This is a genomic window from Rhabdothermincola sediminis (assembly GCF_014805525.1).
GTDB lineage: Bacteria > Actinomycetota > Acidimicrobiia > Acidimicrobiales > Acidimicrobilacustridaceae > Rhabdothermincola > Rhabdothermincola sediminis.
On sequence record NZ_JACFSZ010000006.1, the window covers coordinates 164290 to 185082 of the forward strand.

The 20793-nt window shown below is 71.7% G+C and carries 20 protein-coding genes and 1 pseudogene; 6 read left to right on the forward strand and 15 right to left on the reverse strand.

Going from position 1 to position 20793, the window contains the following annotated elements; all coding sequences use genetic code 11:
• Window positions 1-14: 14 nt before the first annotated feature.
• A pseudogene (locus tag HZF19_RS16270) lies at window positions 15-1066 on the reverse strand (threonine aldolase family protein).
• Here HZF19_RS16270 and HZF19_RS06880 point away from each other — a divergent pair.
• From HZF19_RS06880 to HZF19_RS17085, 4 genes are all read left to right on the forward strand, one after another.
• Window positions 1065-1868, forward strand: a complete 804-nt coding sequence (locus HZF19_RS06880; RefSeq protein ID WP_208028020.1) for an inositol monophosphatase family protein — start codon at window positions 1065-1067, stop codon at window positions 1866-1868. The pseudogene HZF19_RS16270 and the gene HZF19_RS06880 overlap by 2 nt on opposite strands.
• A gap of 48 nt (window positions 1869-1916) precedes the next feature.
• On the forward strand, window positions 1917-2606 hold the full coding sequence (locus HZF19_RS06885) for a response regulator (protein WP_208028021.1): 690 nt from the start codon (window positions 1917-1919) through the stop codon (window positions 2604-2606).
• A gap of 81 nt (window positions 2607-2687) precedes the next feature.
• Entirely contained in the window at window positions 2688-4163 is a 1476-nt protein-coding gene (locus tag HZF19_RS06890) for a HAMP domain-containing sensor histidine kinase (protein ID WP_208028022.1), read from the forward strand.
• Complete coding sequence (locus tag HZF19_RS17085) at window positions 4160-4837, forward strand: GerMN domain-containing protein (protein ID WP_208028023.1); 678 nt, start codon at window positions 4160-4162, stop codon at window positions 4835-4837. Before HZF19_RS06890 ends, HZF19_RS17085 begins: the two co-directional genes overlap by 4 nt.
• On the opposite strand, the gene HZF19_RS06900 is transcribed toward HZF19_RS17085, so the two are convergent.
• Both HZF19_RS06900 and HZF19_RS06905 read right to left on the reverse strand, forming a co-directional pair.
• Window positions 4797-6176: a class I adenylate-forming enzyme family protein gene (locus HZF19_RS06900; RefSeq protein ID WP_208028024.1), complete on the reverse strand. Its 1380-nt coding sequence runs from the start codon at window positions 6174-6176 to the stop codon at window positions 4797-4799. The genes HZF19_RS17085 and HZF19_RS06900 overlap by 41 nt on opposite strands.
• Window positions 6177-6193: 17 nt before the next feature.
• Window positions 6194-7228, reverse strand: coding sequence for a 6-phosphofructokinase (locus tag HZF19_RS06905; RefSeq protein WP_208028025.1), 1035 nt, complete (start codon window positions 7226-7228; stop codon window positions 6194-6196).
• A 57-nt stretch (window positions 7229-7285) separates the two neighbouring features.
• Between HZF19_RS06905 and glpK the strand changes: the two genes are divergently transcribed.
• The gene (gene glpK / locus HZF19_RS06910) at window positions 7286-8803 is read left to right on the forward strand and encodes a glycerol kinase GlpK (protein ID WP_208028026.1); all 1518 of its coding nucleotides are present in this window, start codon (window positions 7286-7288) and stop codon (window positions 8801-8803) included.
• 36 nt (window positions 8804-8839) lie between these two features.
• On the opposite strand, the gene HZF19_RS06915 is transcribed toward glpK, so the two are convergent.
• Window positions 8840-9538 carry an ACT domain-containing protein gene (locus HZF19_RS06915; protein ID WP_208028027.1) on the reverse strand — a complete coding sequence of 233 codons (699 nt, stop codon included), beginning with the start codon at window positions 9536-9538 and terminating at the stop codon, window positions 8840-8842.
• Window positions 9539-9705: 167 nt separating this feature from the next.
• Between HZF19_RS06915 and HZF19_RS06920 the strand changes: the two genes are divergently transcribed.
• Window positions 9706-10311 (forward strand): TetR/AcrR family transcriptional regulator, encoded by a 606-nt coding sequence (locus HZF19_RS06920; protein ID WP_208028028.1) that lies wholly within the window; start codon window positions 9706-9708, stop codon window positions 10309-10311.
• 46 nt (window positions 10312-10357) lie between these two features.
• Here the strand turns inward: HZF19_RS06920 and HZF19_RS06925 are convergent, their stop codons facing one another.
• The 11 genes from HZF19_RS06925 to HZF19_RS06975 form a co-directional block, all read right to left on the reverse strand.
• Window positions 10358-11533 (reverse strand): aminotransferase class I/II-fold pyridoxal phosphate-dependent enzyme, encoded by a 1176-nt coding sequence (locus HZF19_RS06925; protein WP_208028029.1) that lies wholly within the window; start codon window positions 11531-11533, stop codon window positions 10358-10360.
• Window positions 11534-11550: 17 nt separating this feature from the next.
• Window positions 11551-12528, reverse strand: coding sequence for an ROK family protein (locus tag HZF19_RS06930; protein ID WP_208028030.1), 978 nt, complete (start codon window positions 12526-12528; stop codon window positions 11551-11553).
• Window positions 12529-12551: 23 nt separating this feature from the next.
• Window positions 12552-13670, reverse strand: a complete 1119-nt coding sequence (locus HZF19_RS06935) for a baeRF10 domain-containing protein (RefSeq protein ID WP_208028031.1) — start codon at window positions 13668-13670, stop codon at window positions 12552-12554.
• 62 nt (window positions 13671-13732) lie between these two features.
• Window positions 13733-15865, reverse strand: coding sequence for a coiled-coil domain-containing protein (locus HZF19_RS06940; RefSeq protein WP_208028032.1), 2133 nt, complete (start codon window positions 15863-15865; stop codon window positions 13733-13735).
• A 57-nt stretch (window positions 15866-15922) separates the two neighbouring features.
• Window positions 15923-16180 (reverse strand): hypothetical protein, encoded by a 258-nt coding sequence (locus HZF19_RS06945; protein WP_208028033.1) that lies wholly within the window; start codon window positions 16178-16180, stop codon window positions 15923-15925.
• Complete coding sequence (locus tag HZF19_RS06950; protein ID WP_208028034.1) at window positions 16177-17370, reverse strand: ArsA family ATPase; 1194 nt, start codon at window positions 17368-17370, stop codon at window positions 16177-16179. Before HZF19_RS06950 ends, HZF19_RS06945 begins: the two co-directional genes overlap by 4 nt.
• Window positions 17348-17800 carry an SRPBCC family protein gene (locus HZF19_RS06955; RefSeq protein WP_208028035.1) on the reverse strand — a complete coding sequence of 151 codons (453 nt, stop codon included), beginning with the start codon at window positions 17798-17800 and terminating at the stop codon, window positions 17348-17350. Before HZF19_RS06955 ends, HZF19_RS06950 begins: the two co-directional genes overlap by 23 nt.
• A 28-nt stretch (window positions 17801-17828) precedes the next feature.
• Window positions 17829-18251: a hypothetical protein gene (locus HZF19_RS06960; protein WP_208028036.1), complete on the reverse strand. Its 423-nt coding sequence runs from the start codon at window positions 18249-18251 to the stop codon at window positions 17829-17831.
• Entirely contained in the window at window positions 18248-19378 is a 1131-nt protein-coding gene (locus HZF19_RS06965; protein ID WP_208028037.1) for a glycosyltransferase family 4 protein, read from the reverse strand. Before HZF19_RS06965 ends, HZF19_RS06960 begins: the two co-directional genes overlap by 4 nt.
• Entirely contained in the window at window positions 19375-20421 is a 1047-nt protein-coding gene (queG, locus tag HZF19_RS06970) for a tRNA epoxyqueuosine(34) reductase QueG (protein WP_208028038.1), read from the reverse strand. The genes HZF19_RS06965 and queG overlap by 4 nt, the downstream gene beginning before the upstream one ends.
• Window positions 20422-20439: 18 nt before the next feature.
• Window positions 20440-20640: a hypothetical protein gene (locus HZF19_RS06975; RefSeq protein ID WP_208028039.1), complete on the reverse strand. Its 201-nt coding sequence runs from the start codon at window positions 20638-20640 to the stop codon at window positions 20440-20442.
• Window positions 20641-20793: the final 153 nt, after the last annotated feature.

The window sequence follows — 20793 nt, forward strand, 5'->3', positions numbered from 1 at the left end:
CCGAGCGCCCGCTGTCAGGGCGCTGCGGCGATGGCCCGGCAGGCGCGCTCGATGCCGCCGTCGTCCACGTCGAGATGGGTCACCAACCGGACCACCCCAGGGATGAGGAGGCCGGCCAGCACCCGCTCCCGGCGAAGGTGCGCCAGCAGCGCCCGGGGGTCGGCATGGCGGAACACCACGACGTTGGTGAGCACCGCCGACGGGTCCAGGTTCATGTGGGGCCACCGGGCCGCCACCGCCTCGGCCAGCCTGCGGGCCCGGCGGTGGTCCTCGGCCAGGCGATCGACACGGTGCTCGAGGGCCATCAGGCCGGCCGCGGCGAGGATCCCGGCCTGCCGCATGGCACCGCCCAACCGCTTGCGCTCGTCGCGCGCTGCGCTCATGGCGTCCTCCTCACCGGCGAGCAACGAGCCGACGGGTGCGCCCAGCCCCTTCGAGAGGCAGCACATCACCGTCGTCGCACAGGCGGCGAAGCTCGCGGCGTCGACGCCGGTGGCGACCTCGGCGTTGAACAGCCGGGCGCCGTCGAGGTGCACGGGCACCCCGAGCGCCGCCACCTCCCGGGCGGCGCCGAGCGACCACGGGCGTCCCCCGGAGGGCATGTGGGTGTTCTCGGTGAAGATGGCGCTGACTGTGAGCCCCACCCCGGAGGCGTCCCGCAGTCGCTCGCGGAGGGCCTCCACCGGGAGCTCGCCGTGCTCGTCGTCGACGAGGTCGAGCTGGGCGGTGCTGTTGATCCCCGCCGCGCCGGCTCGTAGAGCACCACGTGCTGGCGGCGGCCGGCCAACACCCAGGACCCCGCCCGGCCGAGCAGCCGCAGGGCGATCTGGTTCGCCATCGTGCCCGACGGCACGAAGAGCGCCGCGGGCTTCCCGATCCGGGCCGCGAAACGCTCCTCGAGCTCACGGACGGTGGGGTCCTCGCGGTGCCCGTCGTCGCCCACCTCGGCAGCCGCCATCGCTCGGCGCATCCCGCCCGTCGGGCGGGTGACCGTGTCCGACCGGAGGTCGACCACATCCGTGCCCACGCGCGGGAGGTTGCCGGTGGCGGGCATGATGGTCGCCATGACCAGCACCGCCGCACCGGCCGACCTGCTCGAGGTGGCCGTGCGGCACGCGCAACGAGCGGCCGCATCGCTGATCGAGGGCCTGTCCCGGCAGCGGTCGATGGTGGGGCACAAGTCGTCGCCCACCGACATGGTCACCGAGATGGACCGCGAGGTGGAGCGCCAGATCGTGGACGGCATCCTGCGCGAGCGACCCGGCGATGCCGTCCTCGGTGAGGAAGGCGCACGTCGGGACGGCACCTCGGGGGTGCGCTGGATCGTCGACCCCCTCGATGGGACGACGAACTACCTCTACGGGCACCCGGGCTTCGCCGTCTCCATCGCCGCCGAGGTCGGCGGTGGCGTGGTCGCCGGCGTGGTGGTCGACCCGCTGCACGGCGACGTGTTCTCGGCCGTGCGGGGCGAGGGCGCTCGCCGCAACGGGGAGGAGATCCGGGTGTCGGAGGAGACCGAGCTCGGCCGGGCGCTGCTCGCCACCGGGTTCGGCTACGACCGGGACCGGCGGGTGCGCCAGGCCCGGGTGCTGGTCGACGTCCTGGGTCAGGTGCGGGACATCCGCCGCATGGGCGCCGCATCGGTCGACCTGTGCTCCGTGGCGTGTGGTCGGGTCGACGGCTACTGGGAGGCCGGTCTGCAACCGTGGGACTTCGCCGCCGGAGCGCTGATCGCGAGCGAGGCCGGCGCGGTGGTCGGTGACCTCGCCGGTGGGCCACCGTCGACGACCTTCACCCTCGCCGCGCCTCCTGCCCTGTTCGGTGACCTGCGCACCATGCTCGCCCGTGCGGCCGCAGACCAGGTCTGACGAAGAATCCCGCGGGTATCTGCCCGATCCGGCTGCGAATGGCGCACAATGTTCGTCGTGGGTACGCGCATCCTGGCGGTCGAGGACGACGAGCGGATCCGCACTGCGGTCAAGATGGCCCTCGAGGACGAGGGTTGGGTGGTCGAGGAGGCCGAGAGCGGCGAAGAGGCGCTCGATTCCTTCAACCGGCATCCCTCCGACGTGGTGCTGATCGACATCATGCTGCCCGGCGTCGACGGGTTCGAGGTGTGCCGGTCCATCCGGCGCAACAGCGACGTGCCGATCGTGATGGTGACCGCCCGAGCGGACACCCACGACGTGGTGGCCGGCCTCGAGGCCGGTGCCGACGACTACCTGACCAAGCCGTTCGCCCCGAAGGAGCTCTCGGCCCGCATCCGCGCCCTGCTCCGGCGGGTTCGCACCTCCGACCCGGGGGTCGCCCACCTCAAGTTCGGCGACCTCGAGATCATCCCCGAGGAAGGGGTCGTGCTGCGCGACGGCCAGGAGGTCCACCTCACCAAGACCGAGTTCCGCCTCCTGGTCGAACTGGCATCCAGCCCGGGGCGGGTGTTCAGCCGTGAGGTCCTGCTGGAGCGGGTCTGGGGCTACGGTTACTTCGGTGACGGCCGGCTGGTCGACGTCCACGTCCGCCGGCTCCGCACCAAGATCGAGGCCGATCCGGCCAACCCGCGCCACGTGGTCACGGTCCGGGGCCTCGGCTACAAGCTCCAGACCTGAGCCGGGCGCCGCCCGGCGGCGTTGGGGTCCCCCTCGAGAGGCCGAACCGTGCGACTCGCCCGCCCCCGAACCGCTCGACACGTGACCAAGCGAGCGAAGCTGGGGCTTCGCGCCCGGTTGACCCTCACCTACGGGTTGGGTGCTGCCCTGCTCTCCGCCGTGCTGTCGGTGACCACCTTCGGCCTCACCCGGGAGAACATGCTCACCCAGCGCGAGCAGGCCGCCATGTCCCAGGCCCTGCAGAACGCCAGCACGGTGTCCGACGGCCTCGAGCCCGGCGTCACCGACACCACCACGATCGAGAAGACCGTCCTGTCATCGCTGCCGAACCCCGAAGGCGGCCTGCCCGTGTTGCGCTACGACGGCCAGTGGTACTCGGGCAACGCCCTCAAGTTCTCGGACGCCTCGATCCCCCTGGCACTGGTCGAGCGGGTGGATGCCGGCCAGCCCGCCCGGATGCGAACCGAGGTCGGCGGCGCGCCCTACCTGGTGGTGGGCGTCCCGATCCGGCCACTCGGCGCGCAGTACTACGAGGCGGTGCCGCTGCGCGAGATGCAGCGCACGCTCGAAGGCCTGGCCATCAGCCTGGTGGGGGCATCCGCGCTGACCACCGTCGCCGGGGGCCTGCTCGGGCTGTGGGCCGCCCGGCGGGTGTTCCGTCCCCTCCTCGACGTCGGCCGCGCGGCCGACGCCATCGCCGGTGGGCGGCTCGACACCCGGCTCCCCACGGGGAACGATCCCGACCTCGACCGGCTGTCCAAGCCGTTCAACGAGATGGCCCAGGCCCTGCAGGACCGGATCGAGCGCGACGCCCGGTTCGCGTCCGAGGTCAGCCACGAGCTGCGATCGCCGCTCATGACGCTCGCCGCGACCGTCGAGGTGCTCGAGAACACCCGTGACGAGATGCCCGAGCGGGCCCGCACCGCGCTCGACCTGCTCTCGGCCGATGTCGACCGCTTCCAGCAGCTCGTCGAGGACCTGCTGGAGATCAGCCGATTCGACGTGGGTGCGGTCAAGCTGCACCTCGAGGAGGTGCTGATCGCCGAGATGGTCATCCAGGCGGTCAGCGTGCTGGGCAACGGCGGGGTGCCGGTGCGCTACGACGAGGACGTGAGCGACCTCGTCGTCAGGGTCGACAAGCGGCGGTTCGGCCGGGTGCTCGCCAACCTGCTCGACAACGCCGAGAAGTACGCGGGTGGCGCCACCGCGGTGACCATCGACCGGGTGGGGCAGACGGTCCGCATCGGGGTGGAGGACGAGGGCAGCGGCGTCTCGCCGGATGAACGGGAGATCATCTTCGATCGCTTCTCCCGCGGCAGCGAGAGCGGCAACCGCTCCCTCGACAGCGGCGTGGGCCTGGGCCTCGCGCTGGTGGACGAGCACGTCCGGCTCCACGGGGGTCGGGTGTGGGTCGAGGATCGACCCGACGGCCGTCCAGGCGCCCGCTTCGTGGTCGAGCTGCCCATCGTCGACATGGCCGCCGCGGAACCGGCGCCCGGCGCGATGCCGGCTGCTCAGGACGTCGACGACGCCGAGGACGTCGGAGTGTCGCCGTGAGCACCCCGGATCGGTACGGGCGCCGGCGGGGCAGGTCGGTCGCAGCGCTGGTGGCGGTGGGGTCGGTCCTGGCGGCCGCGGCCTGCGGCATACCGGCCGACGAGGAACCTCGGTCCATCCCGGTCGAGGCCCTGCCCGCGAACCTCTCGGAGCAGCAGGCGACCACCACCACCGTCCTCGACGAGGCGAGCGCCCAGCGCGAGACGATCTACCTCGTGCACACCGGGACCGCCCCCGGAGGGGCCGGCGAGAGCCTCGAGCCGGTGAGCATCTCGTTGCGGAACCCCGAACCGGATCAACTTCCCCGCCTGGTCATCGAGCGGCTGATCGCCACCAAGCCCGACCAGATCGGCCTGCCCGGCCTCACCAACCCGGTTCCCGCCGACACGAAGGTGCTCGACGCCCGGGTGAGCGACGGGGTGCTCGACCTGGACCTCAGTGCCAGCCTGGCCAACATCGAGAGCGCGCTCCAGCGGCTGGCGCTGGCCCAGATCGTGTTCACCGCCACCGACATCACCTCGCTGCCCATCAGCAGCGTCCGGTTCCGCATCGACGGCCAGCCCGTCGCGGTCCCCGTGGAGGTCGGCACCGCCCCGGCGGGCCAGCCCGTCTCCCGCAACGACTACCCGCGCTTCAAAGCGCAGGTCGACTCGCTGCAGGAGGCGTCGCGGTAGCCCCGGTGGCGCCTGCCGCGCCGGCGGGTGGTTCGGACTCCAGCCCGAGCGACACCGCGAGGGTGGACCGCCGCAGCTTCCCCGAGGCGGTGTAGGGGAGCTCGTCGACCACCAGGTACTGCTTCGGGCACTTGTAGGCCGCCAACCGAGAACGGGCGAACCGGCTCAGCTCACCGGGGTCGACATCGCCGACCACCGCGGCGCACACCCGTTGCCCCCATCGCTCGTCGGCCACCCCGAACACCGCGATCTGCTCGACACCCGGCGCCTGCGCCAGGACCTGCTCCACCTCGACCGGGTACACGTTGACCCCACCCGAGATGATCAGGTCGTCGCGCCGCCCGTCGAGGTAGAGATACCCGTCACCGTCGAGCCGGCCGAGGTCGCCGACCGTGAACGCACCGCCCTTCCAGGCCAGCGCGGTGCGAGCCGGATCCCGCCAGTACTCCCACCGGGCATGGCGGGGGACCTCGCACCACACGACGCCACCGTCGTCGATCGACAGCCGCCGGCCGGGCCGGGCACGCCCGACCGTACCCCGCCGATCCAGCCACTCCCGGGACGAGCAGGCGCTGAACTGCCCTTCGGTCGACCCGTAGAACTCCCACACCGTGTCGACGCCGAAGGCATCGATGGCGGCGAGCTTGAGCGGCTCGGGGCACGGTGCGCCGGCGTGGGCCAGCAGCCGGAAGCAGGACAGGTCAGGCGATCCACCAGCGGAGAACAGCCGCTGGAGGTGAGCGGGGACCATGAAGGTCGTCGTGGGTCGTAACCGGTCGATCGCTCGCAGCGCGACGGCGGCCTCGAAGCGGCCGAGCACGATCAGCTCGCCCCCGGCGAGCAGCGTGCCACCCCCGAACCGGATGGCCACCGAATGGTGGAACGGGGAGCACACCAGGTGCCGGTCCGACGGCTCGAAGTGCCACAGCTCGCGCTCCTCGTCCACGAGCTGGCGGGCGTCCGCTTCGTCGAGCAGCCCCGACCAGACCCCTTTCGGGCGGCCGGTGGTGCCGGAGGTGTAGTGCATCGGGCGAGCGAGCGGGTAGGGAGCGAGCTCCACCGCGGGGCCGTCGAACAGGGTCTCGAGCAGCGCGTCGTCGACCACCAGCTGGGGATCGGCATCGTCGAGCAGGGCGTGGCGCTCGTGGTCCAGGAGCGAGGAGTTGAGCACCACCGGGACGATGCCGGTGCGCAGCGCGCCGAGGATGCACGACAGCATCGCTGCGCTCGACGACGTGCACAGGGCGACCCGGTCACCAGGCCGGAGCCCCCGCGCTCGGAGAGCTCCGGCGACTCGCCGCTGCTGGGCTTCCGACGCGGCCGCGGTCAGGATCTCCATGCCATGCCCCCGGCCATCTAGCCGGCGAAGAAGACCTCGGCCACGCCGTGGTAGAGGTCCGGGTCGACGAGCTTGAGCTCCCGCACCGCCTCCGAGATCGGCACCCGCACGATCTCGCCGCAACGGAGCGCGACCATCTGGCCGAACGCCCCGTCGTGCACCGCGTCGATCGCCGCCACGCCGAAGCGGGTGGCGAGTACCCGGTCGAACGCGGTCGGCGTCCCTCCCCGTTGCACGTGGCCGAGGATCGTGACCCGGGTCTCGAACCCCGTACGGGCCTCGATCTCCTCGGCGACGCTGTTGCCGATCCCACCCAGGCGGACGTGGCCGAACTCGTCTCGCTCGCCGGAGAGCACCTGCATCGTGCCCTCCTTGGGCACCGCCCCCTCGGCCACCACGACGATCGACGCGTATCGGCCCTTGGCGTGCCGGCGCCGCAGCGCCTCGCACACCCGGTCGATGTCGAAGGGCTCCTCGGGGATGAGGATCATGGTGGCGCCCCCGGCGATGCCCGCCCAGGTGGCGATGTGGCCTGCGTGGCGGCCCATCACCTCGACCACCATCACCCGGTCGTGGGACTCGGCGGTCGTGTGCAACCGATCGATCGCCTCGGTGGCGATGGCGACCGCCGTGTCGAACCCGAAGGTCAGCTCGGTCCCCCCGAGGTCGTTGTCGATCGTCTTGGGCACCCCCACGACAGAGACGCCCATCTCCGACAACGTGGCCGCCACGCCGAGCGTGTCCTCCCCACCGATGGCGATGAGCGCGTCGATGCCCAGCGCACGCAGCTGGTCGCGGCAGCGATCGGGCCCACCGTCGATCTTCAGCGGGTTGGTGCGGGAGGTCCCGAGCAGGGTCCCGCCCCGCGGCAGCGACCCGCGGAACCGCTCAACGGTCGCCTCGACCGCCCGACCCTCCAGCACCCCGCGCCAACCGTCGAGGAAGCCGACCACCTCGTCACCGAAATCGCGCTCGGCCTTGCGCACGATGGCGCGCATGACCGCGTTGAGGCCCGGGCAATCGCCCCCGCCTGTGAGCATGCCGACACGCATGAGCCCTCCTTCCTGCCGGTGTTCTCGCCGAGGCTTCACGACCTAGCCTGCCAGCCCATGAACCCCGCTCGCGACCCTGATCTCCACGGCCCGATCGTGCTGGCGCTCGATGCCGGCACGACCAGCGTCCGGGCCATCGCGTTCGACCGCTCCGGCCGGGCGCTGCACGCCGCGCAGCGCGAGTTCCCCCAGTACTACCCGCGCCCGGGATGGGTCGAGCACGACCCGGAGGAGATCTGGGAGGCCTGCGATGCGGTCATGGGCGAGGTGGTCGCCGGCCTGCACGCCCCGATCACGGCGATCGGCATCACGGACCAGCGGGAGACGGTCGTGGTGTGGGACCGCCGCACGGGTCGCCCGCTGCACCGAGCCATCGTCTGGCAGGATCGCCGCACGGCCGGCCGTTGCGACGAGCTGCGCGAGCAGGGCCACCTCGAGACCGTCCGGGAGACCACCGGCCTCGTGCTCGACCCGTACTTCTCGGCCACCAAGCTGGAGTGGCTGTTCGGGAAGGGCGGGGTGCGGCCGGGGCCCGAGGTGGCGTTCGGCACCGTGGATTCCTGGCTGCTGTGGAAGCTGACCGGCGGTGCGGTGCACGCCACGGACGTCACCAACGCCAGCCGCACGATGCTGTTCGACATCCGGAGCCGCCGCTGGTCGCCGGAGCTGTGCGAGCTGTTCGGGGTGCCCGCTCACGTGCTCCCGGAGGTGCGCGCCTCGAGCGGCCGGTTCGGGATCACCGCAGACGGGTGTGCCGTCGGCCCCGGCATCCCGGTGAGCGGCGTGGCCGGCGACCAGCAGGCGGCGCTGTTCGGCCAGGTGTGCTTCACCCCGGGCATGACCAAGAACACCTACGGCACGGGCAGCTTCGTGCTGATGAACGTCGGTGAGCAGTGCCCTCCTCCGGTCGACGGCCTACTGAGCACGGTCGCCTGGAGCATCCCCGACGGCCGGGGAGGCGAGCTCACCCACTACGCGTTCGAGGGCGCGATCTTCGTGACCGGGGCGGCCATCCAGTGGCTGCGTGACGGCCTCGGCATCATCTCGGACGCGTCCGAGACCGGGCCCCTCGCGGCGTCGGTGCCCGACACCGGCGGGGTGCTGCTCGTGCCGGCCTTCACCGGCCTCGGCAGCCCATGGTGGGACCCGTACGCCCGCGGCACCCTGGTCGGCATCACCCGCGGCACCACCCGAGCGCACCTGGCGCGCGCGGTGGTGGAGGCGATGGCGTACCAGACCCGTGACGTGGTCGACTCGATGACCGAGGCGTGCGGGCACCGGGTGCACGCGTTGCGGGCCGACGGTGGGGCCTCGGTCATGCCCCTCTTGCTGCGTCTGCAGGCCGACCAACTCCAGGTGCCGGTCTCGCGCCCGGTGGTTCAGGAGACCACGGCGCTGGGCGCCGCCTACCTGGCGGGGTTGGCGGAGGGGGTGTGGGGGTCACTGGAGGAGATCTCGGCGAACTGGGTGGTCGACGTGGAGGTCGAGCCCTCGGCGGACCGTACGGACGCGGACGCCGCGTACGAGCGCTGGCGTCAGGCGGTGGCGCGGGCACGAGGCTGGGTCGCCCGCTGACGGGCACCCCGCCTCACGCCCCAGCGGCGCCGCCGCTCACGAACCGACGACGGAGGCGCCGGCGGCGGAGGGGTGGGCCCGGCGCGCCTCGGCGGCCCTCAGCTCACGAAACCGGGTGTCCACAATGCGGGCCAGGGCCATGACCTGGCGCCGCTCCCGACCCCGGAACGGATGGCCGTCACGTCCCAGCACGAGCGCCAGGCTCGCCGCGGGCAGCGGAGCCCACACCACTTCCACCTCCACACCCGCGGGGCCCGCGGCCGCCGCGGCCTGGCTCCCACGCGCGAACGCCACCAGCCACTCCACGGGCGGCACGTCGCCGTGACCGCTACGCAGGGCCGGCTCGGCGAGGTCGACGACCGCCCCCCAGGTAGCACCGACGGTCCGCACCGCGTGCTGGCACAGGGCATCCACCGCCTCGGCTGCGGAGCTGGCACCGACGAGCACCGCTGCGGTCTCAAGCGCCTCGAGACGGGGATCGTGGAGGGCGTCGGCGACGGGCTGGAGATCCTCGATGTCGACGCCGTCGACCTGTTGCACCTCCCGCACCAGCAGGCTCACGACGTCCGGGTCGGGGAGTTCCACGACGAGGTCGTCGACCGCTCTGCCGCCGCCACGCTCGAGGATCTCGATGCCCACCACGTCGCTGCCGACCGCTCCGATCCTGCTCGCCACCGCGCCGAGCGCCCCTGGGCGGTCGGGCAGCCACACCCGCATCACGTACGTGCATCGCATGTGCCCGACGGTACGAGCTGACCGTGAACATCGTGTTTCGGCCGCGGCACGGGTCGTTGAACGCTCGGGATCTCGCGCGTTCTCTTGCGCAGCAGAGAACAGCTGTGCAGGGAGAGGGACTGCGAGGATTCTTGACCGGGCGGTCAAGTCTGTTTAGCGTGGCGGCGATGGCCCGGCGACTGACCCAGCGTGGACGCGAGCGCCGCCAGCAGCTCATGGACTACGCGGCGCGCCGGTTCGCCGAGAACGGCTACCACCCCACGTCCGTGGCGGAGATCGTCCAGGGCCTCGGTGTCGGCAAGGGTGTCTTCTACTGGTACTTCGACAGCAAGGAGCAGCTCTTCCTCGAGATCCTGCGCGATGCCCAGCAGGACCTGCGGCGGGCCCAGCAGCAGGCGATCGCCGACGCCCAGGACCCGGTCCGCAAGATCGAGCTGGGGCTGCGAGCGTCGATGCGCTGGTCGGCGGAGCACCGTGACGTGAACAAGCTGATCCAGTTCGCCGCCACCGAGGATCGCTTCGCGCCGGCGCTGCGCAAGGGCCAGGACGTGGCCGTCGGGGACATCACGAAGATCGTCAAGGAAGCGATGGCGGAGGGCGAGATCCGTGACTCGGATCCGCTCATGCTCGCCCACGCGATCCTCGGCGTCACCGCGCAGCTGGCCCGGGTCTTCGTGCACGAGCAGGGCGCCAACCCGGAGGAGGTCGCCGACGCCGCGGTGGCCTTCGTGCTCGAAGGTCTCGGCGCGCTCGATCGCTCCCGCGGCGCCTGAGGCGCACTCGGCTCCCAGCAGGCATGCGGGCGCCCGCCGGTGGAGCTCAACGAAGCCTGGTCAGCGCCCGGCGGAGATTGCGGATGGCCTGGGAGGTGCGCTGCTCGTTCTCGATGAGGGCGAACCGCACGTGCCCATCGCCCCCTGGACCGAAGCCGACCCCGGGTGAGGTGGCCACGTGCGCTTCCCGCACGAGGAACGACGCGAACTCGATGGATCCCATGTCGCGGTAGGGCTCCGGGATCGGCGCCCACACGAACATGGTGCCCATCGGCGGGTCGAGATCCCAGCCGATGCGCTGCAGACCGCTGCAGAGTGCGTCACGGCGGCTCTGGTAGATCTCCTGCACCACCTTCGGGTAGTCAGGCACCTCGTTGAGCGTGACCGTCGCCGCGATCTGGATCGGCTGGAAGGTGCCGTAGTCCAGGTAGCTCTTCAGCTTCGCGAGGGCCTGCACCACGTCGGAGCGGCCGACGAGGAACGCAACCCGCCATCCGGCCATCGAGAAGGACTTGGTCATCGAGTAGATCTCGACCGCGACCTCCTTGGCTCCCTCGGCCTGCAGGATCGACGGTGGGGAGTAGCCATCGAAGCCCAGATCGGCGTACGCGTTGTCGTGTACCACCACGACCTCACGTTCACGGGCGAAGTCCACCACCTTCTGCATGAACTCGAGGTCCACACAGGTGGTGGTCGGGTTGTGGGGGAACGACATGACGATCACCCGTGGCTTGGGCCAGGAGTACTCCCACGCCTCCTGCAGGCTCTCGAAGAAGTCGCGGCCCGTGCCCAACGGGACTTCGCGGATGTCCGCGCCTGCGAACAGCGGACCGTAGATGTGGATCGGGTACGACGGCGAGGGCACCAGGGCGGCGTCGCCGGGACCGAGCAGGGTCCACATCAGGTGCGAGAAGCCCTCCTTCGCGCCGATCGTGTTGATGACCTCCGTGTCGGGGTCCAGCGCCACCCCGAACCGGCGCAGGTAGAGGTTGCTGACCGCCTGGCGCAGCTTGGGGATTCCGCGGCTGGACGAGTAGCGGTGGTTACGGGGGTTCCGGACGGCTTCGACCACCTTGTCGACCGCGATCTCCGGTGAGGGAAGGTCCGGGTTGCCGAACCCGAAATCGATCACGTCCTCACCGGCTCGGCGGGCCTCGATCTTCAGCGTGTCGATGATGGTGAAGACGTACGGCGGCAGCGAGGTGATCCGGCGGAACTCCATGCTGCGAGGCTACCGGCTCACGCGAGGCGCTCGGATGCGAGAAGCGCGGCGCCGATCGCTCCCGCCTCGGCCCCGAAGCTCGCAGCCACGATCCGCACGGGCGGCCGATGGTCGGCCGCGAGGACCAGGTCGCCGAATGCTTCGCGCACCGGGCCCAGCAAGCTCTCTCCCGCTTCGGCCAGCCCCCCGCCGACCACGATCAGCTCGCAGTCCAGGAGATCGACGAGGTTGGCGAGTCCCAGGGCCAACCACCACGCCAGCTCGCGCAGGATCCCCATCGCGTCGAGGTCACCCGCCAGCGCGGCCTTCGTGACGTGCTCGCCCCGCACGGCCTCGGGGTCGCCGCCGGCCAGCGCGACCAGCGCCGGTGCGCGCCCGGCCGCGGCCGCATCGCGAGCCAGCCGCCCCAACCCGCTCCCGGACGCGAACCGCTCCCAGCAGCCGCGTCGACCACACGGGCAGGGTGGCCCGGTGGGGTCGATGACCATGTGCCCCGGCTCACCGGCGAAGCCGCTGGCCCCCTCGTAGAGCCGACCACCGGCGATGATGCCTGCGCCGATCCCGGTGCCGAGCGTCACCAGCACGGCGTCGCTCACCCCGACCGCAGCCCCGAGCCGGGATTCGCACCACGCCGCGCAGTTCGCGTCGTTGTCGACCACCACCGGTAGCCCCAGGCGGTGCTCGAGCTCCGGCCCCACCGCCACCTCCACCACGCCGGGGAGGTTCGGCGCGAAGCGCAGCACGCCTCCATGGTCGACCAGGCCGGGCACACCCACGCCGACCGCGGCCACGCCCCCGCGATCGCGCACCGCGGGAGCGGACTGCAGTTGCGCCACGACCTGCCCGATCGCATCGAGCACGTGGGACTCGCCGCGCGGTGTCTCGACCCGGGCCTCGGCCAGGCTGACCCGCGGCTGGTGCGCGTCGACGGCCCGCCCGAGGATCTTGGTGCCGCCGACGTCGAGCCCGCCGACGATGGGACCCGTGACGCTCACGGGGCGGAGGTTAGGGCACCCGCTCAGTACCGCAGCAACGCGCCGATCCGGCCGAGCACGTCGAGATCGGCGTTGTCGACGCAGACCTCGACCCGGCACGACTGGTTGAGCGCCACGTCGACCGCCTCCTCGACCACATCCTCGAGGTGCAGCATCTGGGTGCCGTCGACCGGGCAGGCCGGACCCCGCCGGCACAGGTACCCGCATTGCGGGCAACGCCACCCGGTCTCGCTGTAGCCCTCTGACACGAGCAGCACGTCGACCCGTTGCTCGACCAGCGCCCGCAAGGTGTCGTCGAGGCCCGCGACACCACGGTTGCCGCTCCCCACCGCGTCACGCAGGCGTTCGACCAGCTCGGCCTCGCGCGCGCGCTCGATCTCCCGCTCGACCTCGATCACCGCCCGGCGGATCTCGTCCAGCGGCGCGTTCACCCCCACGTGGAGCTCCGCCCGCAGCCGCTCGCGCAGGTAGGGATGGAGAAAGCTCTCCACCGTGGGCATGAGCTCGGCCGGTGCGTCGATCACCAGGTGCTCGAACCCGCGCTCTTGGAACAGGTGGAAGGCCACCGCCGCGGCATGGCGGAGGTGCTGGGCGGTGAGCTCCTCCACGTGGTGCTGCTCACGGTCGTACCCCTGATCGCTGTGGCCCCGGGCGTCGTAGTGGCGAGGAAGCTCCTCGAACAGCTCCGAATGGTCGACGAGCTCTCCGAGGTCGAACACGAAGATCCGTGCTCGTTGCCGGTCGAGGAGCAGCACGCCGATGCGGTTCAACTCCTGCACCACGGACTCGAGCTGGCCGACCGCTGGAGCGGAGTTCACGATGATGCGGCTGTGCACTCGCACCGGGAGGGGCACGACCCGCCAGAACCCGTCCTCCACGCAGGAGAAGATCGCCAGGCCGCGGGTCCGCGACCGATCGAACCCGGCACGCACGAACTGCTCGATGCGCTCGAGATCAGCCACGGGCACCGATCCGTTCATCCGCTCCCGCGTCTGGCGGAGCAACCGGTCGAGGTGGTCCTCGACGTCCTGGGCCCGCACGTAGCGTCGGCCGTCGACGTCGAGGTAGCACGACACGACGGGAGCGGACTCGCTGCGGAAGGCTGCGAGCTCTCGGATGGCATCCTCGGTGATCACGGTCACGGCACCCTCCTGGAGACCGACGGCTCGTGTGCCCGATGGTACGCGGCCAGCCGAGCGCCGCGTCAGGCGAACACGGCGGGTGCGGCCACAACCGCGGCCCGCTGGAAGCCGATCTCGTTCGCCCAGTCGGCGATGACCGGATCGTCACTGAGATAGATGACCTGCACACTCTCGGCCATGCGCTCCAGCTTGCCCAGCAGGGACCGCACCTCCCCGGCGGGCAGTCCGGCAAACGCGTCGTCGATGACCAGGGGCACCGAGCCCGCGTAGGAGATGTTGCGGAGGGCCGCGAGCCGGGAGAGCAGGTAGAACTCGATCGCCTCGGGACCAGCCGACCTGTCGTCGCCGGCGTCACCGGGCTCCACGTCGAACGCCGGCTCGCTGGCCGGGATGGCCGAGAAGGGGTCGTCACCCCGCTGGGCATCGAGGAGGTCGGCCGCCAGCTTCAACAGCCGGGTGGTGGCCACCGCCTCCACCTGGGTCGCGGCATCGACCAGCGCCTCCCGGGCCTCTAGGGCCTCGGCGTGATCGGTCTCGTCGGCCTGCGCCGCGGCGAGCTCCGCCTCGAGCTCGTCGAACTCGTCACCGTCCGGGCCGGGTGTCGACTCGACGGTCAAGTCGATGGTCGCCTCGGTCTCGGCACCCGCCTCGAGCGCGTCCAGCTCGTCGATCTCCTGGGTGCGGCGCGCCAGCTCGGCCTCCACGGCCCGCTGCTCCCGCCGCAGCTCGTCGATGCGTTCGTTGATGCCCGCCGCTTCCGCCAGGAACGCGTCGGCAACCACGGTGACGTAGTCCACCGTGACCTGGTCGGCGGGGAGTACCAGGCCCAGCTGCTCGAGCTGGTACACGAGCGCGTCCACCAGCTCCTCGATCGTGATCTCACGCTTGGGGACCTTCAGCTCGCGCAGGGCTCCGGCCAGGTCCTCCGGCTCCTCACCCCCGAGGAGGTCGTAGGCCTCGAGGTAGACCTCCTCGAGCTGGTCGAGCAGGGCGCGATGCGCCGGATCGGCTTCGATCATGGCGGTGATGTCGGCCCAGTGCGCCTCGGCGGCCTCGACCTCGAATCGGGCCCGCTCCAGCCGCTGCTCGGCGATGGGGTCGATCGCCAGCAGCGTCGCGCCCATGACGTAGGCGCTCCATGTCGGGAACCCGACCCGATCGAGGATCTCCTGCTGGCGTGCCAGCGCCTCCTCGAGCCGCTTCTGCCCGCGCCGGCCGAACCCGGACGCCTTGCGCTCCGCCTCGAGCACCTCTTCGTGGGCGGCTTCGAGCTCCGCGATGTCCTCGGGTGACAGCTCGGGCTTGGCCATGGCTCGCTCCGCGGCATCCAGCTCGGCCCGAGCCTCTTCGAGGCGCTGCATGCCGGTCGACGGCCCGAGACCGCGTGCCTCCAGCGCTTCCTCCAGGACGGCCACCTCCGCTTGCAGCCGTTCGAACTCGTCGGCCAGCTCGGCGGCCCGCTCCGAGGGGACGTACTCGACGGGGCCCGGATCGCGGATGGCGTCCAGCAGCACCTGGATCGGGCGGGTGTCGATGCTCGACAGCTCCTCGAGCCCCTGCTCGATCCGTTCCAGCTCACCCTGCAGCTCACGGATCTCGCCCATCAGCTCGTCGCGGTCGGGGCCACCAGCGAGCGGCGCGAAGGCCCGGCCGGCGGGGGCCGCGGGCCCCTCCAGCGCCGAGCGGGCTCGGGTGAGCGCGGCCTCGGCCTGCTCGCGGCGTGCTCGCGCCTGCTCGTAGCCGGCCCGCGTGCGCTCCACCGCCTCCTGGAGGATGGCCAGCGCCTCGCTCGCCTCCGCGCGCCGCTTGCGGGCGGCGTCGAGCTCCGGGTACCGACCCTCGGGGGTGTCGGCGATGAACGCCTCCACCGCGGCTCGCCCCACCGGTTCCCGCGGACCGAGGGCGCTGGCCCCCCGCCCGTCGCTGTTCGGCAGGTCGCCGCGGCGGACGAGCACGTCGAGATCGCTCGCCGCGAGATCGAGCATGGCGAGCGTGTCCGGGGTGAGGTCGAGCATGACGCCATGAGCTTCGACCAGTCCCCCGCACCCCGGGTCGGAACCGGAAGGCAGGGCGGCCACGGCCCGGAGAACCAGCTCGCGGCCACTCGGACCCAGACCGGTCACCACGGTGACCATCGGGTGGAAGTCGAGCGCGGACTCCTCGCTTCCGTTGGGGTTGAGCTGGAGAAGCCTCATCGTCCAGTCAATCGGCCGGAAACGGGGGCGGTTTGAGCATTGCCTGTCGCCACATCCTCAGGACACCCGGATGTGCTGGACCCCGCCGTTCGCCGCGTCGCCACCGTTGGCGTGAGAGGCCACGGGGTTGGCGTCGCGCACGGCCCGAGCCGCGCCTCGCGCCGCCGAGCCCACGGCGTGGACGACCGACGCCACCTGCTCGCGGTCCTCGATCAGCTCTTCGACCACGTCGAGGAAGGCTCGGGCAGCCGCGATCATCTCCCTGGCCGCGGCCTGGAGGTGGTCGAGTCCCTGGGCGGCACGCTCGTCGTTCACCGCCCGAAGGCTACCCGCAGCACGCCGTCACGGAGCGAGGCGTCCACCACGGGACGGCGACGGAGCGAGTCGGGCAGCATCACGGCCCTGCGATACGGCCCGATGCGCACGAGCAGCTCGTCCCCGCGCCGTCCCAGCTCGAGGTCGTCGCGGTCCGCGAAGGGCAGCTCCTGCACGAGCACGAAGCCGTCGTCGCACGCTTCCACCCGCATCGGCTCGCCGGCGTGGAGCACCGCGGTGGGATCGAGATCCCGGTACAGCGACGCACCGAACTCGCGGAGGCGCTCGATGCCCACCAGCTCCTCGCGGGCCAGCTCGACGGGGAGGATCGGCAGCGGAGCGAAGCCCGCCTCGATGGTGCGCAGGTGCTCGTGCTGCGATTCCTTCCAGCGGGCGAACCAGGGATGGTCCAGTCCCTCGGGCAGCAACCGGTTCACGATCACCGCGTCCACCCGGTAGCCGAACAGCGACAGGTAGGTGTAGGTGCGGCGAGCCTCCGCGATGACCATGCGCTCGGGGTTCACGACCAACCGCACCGACGTCGCCGACGGGTCGGTGAGCACCTTCTTGACCCCGTCGAGACGGTCGTAGAACCGGCGGCCGGCGCCGAACACCTCGTCGCTGGCGACGGGCATGCTCGTCACCCGCTGGAGCACCGGACCGACGATCTTGTTCAGGCGCCGCCCCATCGGGAAGACGCGCTCCATGTACCACTCGAGGATGTCGGGCAACGAGAGCAGCCGGATGGTCTCGGCGGTCGGTGCGCAGTCGACGATCACCACGTCCCAGTCGCCGGACTCCGCGTAGGTCTTGATGTCGCTCAGGCTGAACAGCTCGTCCAAGCCGGGAGGCACCGACAGCTCCTCGGCTTCGATGCCCTCGGCGCCCGCCCAGTTGAACACGTCGACGAGGTACCGCTGGATCTCACCCCAGTGCTCCTCCATCCGCTCCTGCGCGTCGAGCTGCTGCCCGGCGAGCCTGTCCGTGATGCGGGTAGGCGTCGAGCCGAGCCAGGTGTCGAACGAGTCCGCGAGCGAGTGCGCCGGGTCGGTGGACATCACCAGCGTCCGGGCACCGGCGTCGGCGCATCGCAGCGCGGTGGCCGCGGCGGCCGAGGTCTTCCCCACACCACCCTTGCCGGTGAACAGGAGGATCCGCACCGCGGTGCTAGGCGCGCTGGCCTTCGACACGCGCCTTGAGCTCGTCCAGCGCGGTCTTCAGGATCCGAGCCTCGGCTCGCCGCTTCACGAAGCCGGGGATCGGCATGATGAGATCGACCGACAGCTCGTAGCCCACCTCGGTGGCCTGCGGATCGTCGGCGGACGGTTCCAGGGTGTAGGCGCCATCGAGCTCACGCTGGATGTCGCCCTCGTCGAGCTGCCAGCCCAGCCGGCGGGGGGCGTCCCGGTAGTCGTAGCGGAGGCGGTAGGTGGTACTCCGGCCCATGGCCGCGGCCCGGAACTCCACCACCAGGGCCCGCCCCTGCTCGTCACGCTCGAGGACCTTCGCCTCTTTGAGGTCCCCTGCCCACTCCGGGTACGCCTCGAAGTCGGTGAGGACCTCGAAGCAGCGCTGCACCGGAGCATCGATCGTGATGTGTTCCCTCGCCTGCTCGGCCATCGGGGTGAGGATAGTGAACGCCGCCCGGCTAGCGGGCCGGTGCCTCACGGGCAGGGAACTCACCGAAGCGCGCTCCCCACAGGCCCATCACGCCGAGGCCGTACATGGGCACCAGCAACCCGAACGCCACCGGCGTGTAGATGCGGACCGAGGCCGTGACGAACGCGACGACGATCTCCGCCGCGAAGGAGAGCAGCATCGCCCGGCGGACCGCGGCGGGGGCCGAGCCGGCGAGGAAGAACAGACCGCCCATCCCGATCGCGTCGTAACGGGAACGCCCGATGGCAGTGAGGTATGCGGCGAGGAACGCCGCGGTGCCCAGGGCGAAGAGCACCACCGAGACCACGACCGTCACCACGACCACCTCGAGCCAGATCGTGCCGACCACCGCGGCAACGGTGAAGACGCCGGTACCCAACCAGGACGCGCGGATCAGCCTCTCGGAGGTCATCGGGCCGCCACGTGCTCGTCGAGCGCTGCCTGGAGGGTCGCGGCCAACCTCTCGTAGGAGAACGAGGTCACCGCCCGCCGCCGGGACGCGGACCCCATCGCCTCGCGGGCGGCCGGGTCACCCACCAGCGAGGCGAGAGCCGCCGCCGCCTGGCCCACCGATCGGGGATCGTCGACCACCAGACCGGTCTCGCCGTGCGCCACCGCTTCGTGGGTGCCGCCGCTGCGGCCCGCGATCTGCGGCACCCCGCAGGCGGCGGCTTCCAGGAACACGATGCCGAATCCCTCCTGCTCGAGGCCCAACCAACGATCGCGACAGAGCATGGCGAACACGTCGGCACAGCCGTAGAAGCCAGGGAGGTCGGCGTCGGCGACGCGACCATGGAAGGTCACCGGCGCGCCGCTCTGGCGGGCCAGACGTTCGAGGCGGTGCCGGTCGCGACCGGCCCCGGCGATGGCGACCTGGACATCGATGCCCTGGGTCGCGAGGAGGGCGCTCGCCCGGATGAGGGTGTCCATGCCCTTGCGGGGTACCAGGCGGCTCACGCTGACCACCAGGGGTCGATCGGGGTCCAGCCCGAGCCGTGCCCGCACGGCACGCCGCTGCGCCGTCGAGAGTGGGTGGAACCGCTCGTTGTCGACACCCGGCGGCACGATGACGGTCGGCAGCCTCCGACCAGCGGCCCGCTGGCCCTCGGTGGCCGGGTAGTTGCCGGCGGCGACCACGATGCTGGCCCCACGCAGCACCGATGCCAGCACCGCCCGGGACCCCGGCATCCGGCCCGGGATGGTGACCTCGGCGCCGTGGAGCACGACCCCGTAGGGACGGTGGAGCCGGGGGCCGAGCACGCCGAGGGGGAACGCGGGGTCGATGAGCACCAGCCCGGCCCCCACCTCGTCGGCCAGACGATCGACCCGCCGGCGCAACGCAGGAGTGGGCACCAAGACCCGTGCCGGCACCCGCTCCACCCGCATGGGTTGCTGGCGGTCGAAGGCCACCGCTCCCTCGTATGCCGTGGTGAACACGACGGTGCGCGCCGGATCGAGGCGGCGCCACAGCTCCCAAAGGTAGGACTGGATCCCGCCGACCTTCGGTGGGAAGTCGTTCGTCACCAACAGGTGGATCACGCCCGGGCCTCCACAGCGAGCCCCAGCCGGCGGGCGGCCCAGGTCGCGTGCCGGCACAGCATGGGGTCGTCACCGTGGGCGTAGCGAGCGATCGCCTCCACTACCGCCGGCTCGCCGGGATCACCGGTGTTGCCCAGTGCCACGAGCGCGTTGCGGCGGAGGTAGCGCGGGTCGCGCCTCGGGACGTACCAGCGCCCGTGCCGGCGCATCAGCTCGTCGTCGTCGAGCGAGAGCAACTCGATCAGGTCGACGACCTCGCCGCCGGGCACGCCCTCTCCCGCCAGGAGCGCGCGACGGTTCGGGGGGCAGACCTCCTGGCAGTCGTCGCAGCCGTAGATCCGGTCGCCCAGGGCGTCGCGCAGCTCCTCGGGGATATCGCCCTCTGCTTGCACCAGCCACGCCAGGCAGCGGCGGGCGTCGACCACTCCCGGGGCGACGATGGCCCCGGTGGGGCAGTGATCGAGGCAGCGGCGGCAGGAGCCGCAGCCGTCGGCGATGGGCTCGGCGGGGTGCGGCAGCTCGGCGTCGGTGAGCACCCCGCCCAGCACCACCAGGCTGCCGACGCCGGGCAGCAGCAGGTTGGCGCTCTTGCCGTACCAGCCCAGGCCGGCGCGGTGCGCGACCGCGCGGTCCACGAGCGCGTTGTCGTCGGCGAGCACCCGCGCCTGCCAACCGTCGGCCCGCAGGCGGTCGGCGATGGCGCCGAGCCCCACGCGCAGCCGGGCGTAGTGGTCGTCGGTGGCGTAGCGGGCCACCCGGGCGACCGGTCGGCGGACGGGCCGGGGTCGGGGCTGGAGACGGGCCGGGTAGGCCAGCGCGCCGACCACGATCGAACGGGCCCCCGGCATCGCTCGGGACGGATCGGTCGAGCGAGCGGGGTTCCGGTAGGTGAACTGCATGCCCCCGTGCAGCTCCGCGGCCTTCCGCTCTTCCAGGACGGCTCGCACGTCGTCGAAGGGCTCGGCCGAGGCCACCCCCACCCGGGTGAGACCGGCGCGCAGCCCTGCCGTGCACAGCTCGTCGACGTACGGGGGGGCCAGCACGGGTGCCCATGGTACGGCTCACGCGAGACGTCGCCGGTGGCGAAGCCGTGGCGCGAGCCCCACCTCGGAGAGCAGGCGTAGCGCCCGCACCTCCGACACCTCGACGACGATCGCGTCATCGTGCTCGCGGGTGCACAGGAAGGTGACGACGCAATCGGCGCATGCATCGGTGTTCTGCATGGCGCAGTCGTCGCAGTCGATGCGGAGCAGATCGCCCATGTGCCGATCGTACGGAGGGGGTGTGACATCTAAGGTCGCCCGTGGGGTCCACCCCTGGTTGGAGGGCCTTTCCGTGGGGTGCGCTGTGCCCGGTCTGTCTGGCTCGACTCGGAACTGTGACCGGAGCGGACCGGTGGTCCGACTCCTTCCAGC